Raw genomic sequence first — 6,154 nt, 5'->3', positions numbered from 1 at the left:
CTGGATGAGGCGGCGTTGACCGTTTTTGATGAGCAGGCCGGGCAGTACAGCGAGCAGAACCCCGTGCTGGTGAACCACGCCACCGATCTGGCCTACGTCATCTATACCTCCGGCTCCACCGGAAACCCCAAAGGATGCATGTTGCAGCACCGGGGCGTCGTCAACCGCATCGATTGGATGTGGCACCACTACGGGTTCAGCTCCCAGGATGTGATTCTGCAGAAAACCACCTACTCCTTCGACGTGTCGGTATGGGAGCTATTCCTGCCGCTCTGCTGGGGGGTGCCCATGGTGCTTTGCCAAAAAGAGGACGTGACTTCGCCCGAGCGGATTGCCGCCCTCATCGAGCGGCATGGCGTAACCTGCCTGCACTTCGTGCCTAGCCTGTTATCAGTTTTCATGGCTGAGCTATTCCAAGATAACCGCGTAGCTGAACGCTTGGCCAGCCTGCGGAAGGTGTTTACCAGCGGCGAAGCCCTGCCTCTGAAAACCATCCGGAAATGGTACGCCCGGCTCGATACGCCGGTGCATAACCTCTACGGCCCCACCGAAGCCTCCGTGGATGTGACCTATTTCGCCACCTCCCCGCACGACACCACCATTCCCATCGGCCGGCCCATCTGGAACACCCAGCTCTATATCGTGGGACCCCGAAACGAGCTACTGCCGCTGGGCGTAGCTGGCGAAATCTGCATCGGCGGCGATGGTCTGGCCCGTGGCTACCTGAACCAGCCCGAGCTGACGGCCGAGAAGTTCGTGGCCAATCCATTCCGGGCCGGGGAGCGGATATATCGCAGCGGCGACCTGGGCCGCTGGCTGGCCGATGGTAATATTGAATATCTGGGCCGCAACGACATGCAGGTGAAGGTGCGCGGCCTGCGCATCGAACTGGGCGAAATAGAAGCTGCCCTTCAGCAGCTCGAACACATCGACGCGGCCGTGGTGCTGGCCCGAAGCTCCTTGACAGGAGAGCTGGAGCTGGTGGCATATCTGTTGTCGGCCGCCGAATTGGTCATAGCCAATATCCGGGCGGGGCTGAGCGAGAGACTGCCGGCCTACATGCTGCCCAACCACTTTGTGTCAGTGGCTCAGTGGCCGCTCACGCCGAGCGGCAAAATAGACCGGAAGCGGCTACCCGACCCCGAAAGTAGCCGCCTAAGCGGCAGTGCCGAATATGTGCCTGCCCGTAACGATTTAGAAAATAGATTGATACTTATATGGGAAGAGTTGCTAGGCCGGGAAAAAATTGGGGTGCGCGACGACTTCTTCGAGCTGGGCGGTCATAGTCTGAAAATTATGCAACTGCTCTCCCGCATCAACACCGCGTTCCAAGTGCGCATCGGCATTCAGGATGTATTTGCCGAACCCACTATTGAAAATCTAGCCAGTCATATTGATTTCATCCTCAGTCAGAACACCCATAAGCAGAACAAAGAAGCCTTAATAGAGATAGAACTATGAAGCAGTTATTGAGCAGGATAAAGGAAAACGATATTCTACTGGAGATAGTAGATGGCAAGCTCAAAATATTTGCCAAGAATACTACGCCCAATCCAGAGGTGATCAGCGAGATAAGGGCCCGAAAAGACGAGTTGCTGCACTTTCTGTCGGGGCACGATAAGGCTGCCTTCGCCGAGTCGTTCCAGGCCACTATACCGGTCGTCCCCCTGGCTGATGATTACGCCTTGTCGTCGTCGCAGAAAATGCTCTGGATTGTTAGCCAGTTCGAGCAGGCCAACATTGGCTACAACATTCCTGGGGTACATATATTTGAGGGCAACCTAGATTACCTGGCCTTTTCTGCCGCCCTGCAGGCCATCATTGAGCGTCACGAAAACCTGCGAACGGTATTTCGGGAAAATGCCGAAGGCGAGATTCGTCAGGTGATTCTGCCCGGCGCCAGCGTGCCGGTAGCCGTGCCCTGCGACGACCTGCGGAACGCCGCCGACCAGCAGCAGCAAGTAAACGCTCTGGTGCAAGAACATGCCCTGACGCCTTTCGACTTGGCCCATGGTCCGCTGCTGCGTACCCATCTACTCCAGGTCGAAGACCACAAATGGGTGTTCAGCTACGTGCTGCACCACATCATCAGCGACGGCTGGTCGATGGATATCCTGATGAAGGAGCTTCTGCTGTTTTACAATTCCTATACCACGGGACAGACCCCGCCCGTGGCTCCTTTGCGCATTCAGTACAAAGACTACACGGCTTGGCAGCAGCAACAGTTGCAAGGCGACTCTCTACAGGCCCACAAAGACTATTGGCTGAAGCAGTTCGAGGGCGAGCTGCCAATCCTGGCGCTGCCCTCCGACAAGCCTCGGCCCGCCGTGAAAACCTACAGCGGGGCCGACATCAGCGGCCGGCTCGGCGCGGAGCTTACCAGCGGCCTGAAGACACTGTGCCAGCAGCAGGGAGCCACGCTGTTTATGGGGTTGCTGGCCGCCGTCAACGCGCTGCTCTACCGCTACACCGGCCAGGACGATATCATTATTGGCAGCCCCATTGCCGGCCGGGCCCACGCCGATTTGGAAGACCAGATCGGGTTCTATGTGAATACGCTGGCCTTCCGCAGCCGCTTCAAGCACGAGGACAGCTTCGCAACGCTGCTCGACCACGTAAAGCAGGTGACGCTGGGGGCCTATGAGCACCAGATTTATCCGTTCGGCGAGCTGGTGGAAGCCCTGCGGCTGCAGCGCGATATGAGCCGCAATCCACTCTTCGACGTGCAAGTAACCCTGGGCCACGGCCAGGGCCAGGCCGCCGGAGCCGCCACCCAACTCGGCGACCTGAAAGCGAGTGCCTACACCGATGACCAGCTGCAAACCAGCCGGTTCGATATTGTGTTCAATTTCGCGGAACAGGGTGACGAGCTGCTGACAGGTATTCTCTACAACCCCGATGTGTACGGGCCGGAAACCATCATCCGCTTAAGCCAGCACCTGGAACAGCTGCTGGCTGCTATCGTCTCCCACCCACAAATGCCGGTTGGTGAGTTAAATTACCTGAGTGTGGGGGAGCGGAGGGTGGGCTGAGCTATGGCGAGCTGGAGTCGCGGGCCAATCAGCTGGCTCACGCCCTGCGGCGCGACTACGGGCTTCAGCCGGGCCAGCTGGTGGGGCTGCTGGCCGACCGGGGGACGGCGCTGGTGGTGGGGCTGTGGGGCATTCTCAAGGCCGGCGGGGCGTACGTGCCGCTGGACCCGGAGTACCCGGCCGCCCGGCGGGCGTATCTGCTGGCCGATGCCGCCCCGGTGCTGGTGCTGACGCAGACCGAGTACCTGTTCGAGCTGGGCGACTACGCCGGGCCGCTCTTTGCCCTGGACGTGCAGCTCGACGAGCTGGACACGCCCACCAGTGCCCCTGTGCTGGAGCCCGCCCTGGGGGCGGGCAGCCCGGCGTACGTGATTTATACCTCGGGCTCGACGGGGGAGCCCAAGGGCGTGGTGGTGGAGCACGGCAGTTTGCTGCACTCGACCCGGGCGCGGCTGGCCACCTATTCGGGTGTGGAGGCCTTTTTGCTGCTCTCCTCGCCGGCCTTCGACAGCTCGGTGGCCGGCCTGTTCGGCACGCTCTGCGCGGGCGGCACGGTGTGCCTGCCCACGGCGGCGGCCCTGGGCCAGGTGGCCGCGCTGGCCGGCTGGGCGCTGGCCCAGCAGGTGACGCACCTGCTCACGGTGCCCTCGTACTACCAACTGCTGCTGGCCGAGTTGGGCGAGCGGCCCAACCAGTTGCGGCAGGTGATTGTGGCCGGCGAGGCCTGCCCGCTGCCGCTGGTGGCCCGTCACCAGCAGGCGCCGGCGCTGCAGGCCTGCACTTTATTTAACGAGTACGGCCCGACCGAGGCCACGGTCTGGAGCACGGTGCACGCCTACGAGCGGGGCCAGCCCGTGCGGGCTACCATCGGCCGGCCCATCGCCGGGGGGCAGGTGCTGGTGCTCGACGCGGCCCGGCGGCTGGTGCCCGTGGGCGTGGCCGGCGAGCTGTGCGTGGCCGGTCCGGGCCTGGCCCGGGGCTATTTGCACCAGCCCGGGCTGACGGCGGAAAAGTTCGTGGCCCATCCCTATGCGGCGGGCCAGCGGCTCTACCGCACCGGGGACGTAGCCCGCTGGCAGTCCGACGGGACGCTGGAGTTTCTGGGCCGAAGCGACAGCCAGGTCAAGATCCGGGGCTACCGCCTGGAGCTGGGGGAAGTGGAGCGGGCGCTGCTCACGCACGGGCAGGTCCAGGAAGCGGTGGTCGTGGCCCGGCCCGGGGCGGGCGAGGGCAGCGCCCTGGCGCTGGTGGCCTACTTCGTGGCTGCGCCGGAGGCGGGCGAGCTGAGTGGGGGCGAGCTGAGTGGGGGCGAGTTGAGTGGGGCCGAGTTGAGCGCGGGCGAGTTGCAGGCATACCTGGGCCAGCGGCTGCCGGCCCACGCCGTGCCGGCGCGGTTCGTGGCCCTGGCGGAGCTGCCGCGCACGGCCCACGGCAAGGTGGCCGTGCGCGAGCTACCCGACCCGGCGGCGCAGAGCCTGGGCACGGGCGTGGCCTACCAGGCGGCGCGTACGGAAGTAGAGGCCCTGCTGGTGAGCGTGTACGAGCAGGTGCTGGCGCGTGCGCCCATCGGCATCGAGGAGGACTTCTTCGCCCTGGGCGGGGACTCGATCAAGTCGATCCAGATCGTCTCGCGCCTGCGCCAGCGGGGCTACGCGGTGGCCATCCAGGATATTTTGCTGCACCCGCGCATCGCGGCCCTGGCCGGGCGGGTGCAGCCCGTCACGCGCCTGAGTGCGCAGGGGCTGGTGACGGGTGGCGTGCCGCTGGGTCCGATCCAGCACTGGTTCTTTGAGCTGGGCCTGGCCGAGGCGCACCACTTCAACCAGTCGGTCCTGCTGCTGAGCACGGGGCCGGTGGTGGAGAAGGGGCTGCGCGCCAGCCTCGAGCAACTGGTGCTGCACCACGATGCCTTGCGCATGGTTTTCGCGCAGGACGCGTCGACGGGGCAGTGGCAGCAGCAGAACCTGGGCAAGCAGCAGGGCTACGGCTGGCAGGTGCTGAGCTACGCGGCGGACACGTTTGAGGCGGCCTGCACCCGGATCCAGGCCAGCCTGGACCTGGGCACGGGTCCCTTGCTACAGGCCGCGCTGTTCCGCGACCCGGCCGGGGAGCAGGACCGGCTGCTGCTGGTCTGCCACCACCTGGTCATCGACGGGGTATCGTGGCGCATCCTGTTCGAAGACCTGAGCACGCTCTACGGGCAGTACCGGCAGGGGCTGGCGCTGAGCTTGCCGGCCAAGACGGACTCGTTTCAGTACTGGCAGCAGCAGCAGCAGGCCTACGCTGGCAGCGCGGTGCTGGCCCGGGAAGCGCCCTACTGGGGGCAAGTGGCGGCCCGGGTGGTGCCCGCGCTGCCCGTCGAGGTGGTGGCGGGGCATGCGCCGGGCAGCGGAGGCATGGCCTCGCAGACCTTGTCGGCGGCGCTCACGCAGCGGTTGCTGACGCAGAGTTACGCGGCCTACCACACCGACATCAACGATGTGCTGCTTACGGGCCTGGGCCTGGCGCTGGGGGCCACGCTGGGCGTGTCCACGGTGCGGGTGCAGCTGGAAGGGCATGGGCGCGAGGCGCTGGACGAGGCCGGGCTGGACGTGAGCCGGACAGTGGGTTGGTTTACGACGACGTATCCGGTGGTGCTGGCGCTGGACTATGGGCCGCAGCAGCGGCTGCGGCAGCTGATCGAGGTGAAGGAGACCCTGCACCGGGTGCCCAACAAGGGCCTGGGCTACGGGGTGCTGCGCTACCTGGGCGGGCAGGCAGCCGGCCCGGCCCCGCAGATAACGTTCAACTACCTGGGCGACTTCGGCAGTGGAGTCGGCAGTGGAGTCGGCAGTGGGGTCGGCGTGGAGTCGGGGCCGGCGCTGTTTGCCTTCGGCGAGCAGGGCACGGGCCGGGAGGTGAGTCCGCAGCACGGGCGCACAAGCCTGCTCGACGTCTCGGGCCTGGTGGTGGGCGGGCAGCTGAGCTTGCTGCTCAGCTACGACGCGGGCCGCTTCTCGGCGGTCACCATGCAGGCGTTGGTGGCGGCCTGGGCCGGGGAGCTGGCGGCCTTGCTCGACGAGCTGGCCGGCGAGCAGCCCGCCCAGCTCACCCCCGTCGACCTTACCTTCAAAGGTCTGAGC

Annotated in this window: 3 protein-coding genes; all 3 read left to right on the top strand. The window is 64.9% G+C overall.

Annotated features, from left to right (window positions below; all coding sequences use genetic code 11):
* Positions 1-1,461: non-ribosomal peptide synthetase (locus D0T11_RS21510; protein WP_147374790.1), on the top strand; the 1,461-nt coding region annotated here is incomplete at its 5' end.
* Positions 1,458-3,032, top strand: coding sequence for a condensation domain-containing protein (locus D0T11_RS21505; RefSeq protein ID WP_119657858.1), 1,575 nt, complete (start codon positions 1,458-1,460; stop codon positions 3,030-3,032). The genes D0T11_RS21510 and D0T11_RS21505, both read left to right, overlap by 4 nt.
* Positions 3,029-6,154, top strand: a 3,126-nt coding sequence (locus D0T11_RS21500) for an amino acid adenylation domain-containing protein (protein WP_317127282.1), incomplete at its 3' end; no start/stop codon positions are given. The genes D0T11_RS21505 and D0T11_RS21500, both read left to right, overlap by 4 nt.

The sequence above is a fragment of the Hymenobacter rubripertinctus genome (assembly GCF_003583925.1).
Taxonomy (GTDB): domain Bacteria; phylum Bacteroidota; class Bacteroidia; order Cytophagales; family Hymenobacteraceae; genus Hymenobacter; species Hymenobacter rubripertinctus.
The sequence above is the reverse complement of the archived record's forward strand: the minus strand, read 5'-3'. Positions and strand labels throughout refer to the sequence as shown.